Source organism: Mesorhizobium sp., from assembly GCF_004962925.1.
Classification (GTDB): domain Bacteria; phylum Pseudomonadota; class Alphaproteobacteria; order Rhizobiales; family Rhizobiaceae; genus Mesorhizobium.
The window spans coordinates 1-637 of record NZ_SUEO01000424.1; the positions used below are offsets into that span (position 1 = coordinate 1).

At 65.1% G+C, this 637-nt stretch carries 1 protein-coding gene; it reads left to right on the forward strand.

Annotated features, from left to right (window positions below):
- Nucleotides 1–248 precede the first annotated feature (248 nt).
- The coding region (locus E5W87_RS35525) for a toprim domain-containing protein (RefSeq protein ID WP_292408648.1) at nucleotides 249–637 on the forward strand (389 nt) is incomplete at its 3' end.

Consider the following 637-nt stretch of genomic DNA (forward strand, 5'->3'; position numbering starts at 1 on the left):
CTGTCGATGTCAGCGCCGCCCCTTATCTGCCTGCCGGCATCTTCTCCCCGTATAGTGACGGGGAGAAGGGGCTGGCCGCAACCTCGGCTCGCTTCTGGCAACGCTGGAGATTGGCGAAATCCTTGCGAAGGCGTCTTTCTCCCCGTCACTAAACGGGAGAAATGCCCGGCAGGGCAGTGAGGGGCAGCGCATACAGGCCGCGCGGCTGGAGTGTTCCAATGCGTGCGGAAAAATCCTAAACCGATGCGATGTCGAAGCGAATCGCCGGTCCCGAGATCGAACGCCTGATCCAGCTCCTGGCCAAGGTGCCGGGGCTCGGCCCCCGTTCGGCCAGGCGAGCAGCACTCCACCTCATCAAGAAGAAGGAACAGCTGCTGTCGCCGCTGGCCGCCGCCATGAGCGAGGCGGTCGACAAGGTGCGCATCTGCTCGACCTGCGGCAATGTCGATACCTCCGACCCCTGCCTGATCTGCACCGATCCGCGCCGCGATGCCGGCACGCTGATCGTCGTCGAGGACGTGGCCGACCTGTGGGCACTGGAGCGGGCGGCGGCCATGAATGTCCGCTATCACGTGCTCGGCGGCTCGTTGTCGCCGCTCGACGGCATCGGGCCCGAGCAACTCAACATCCGCTCGCT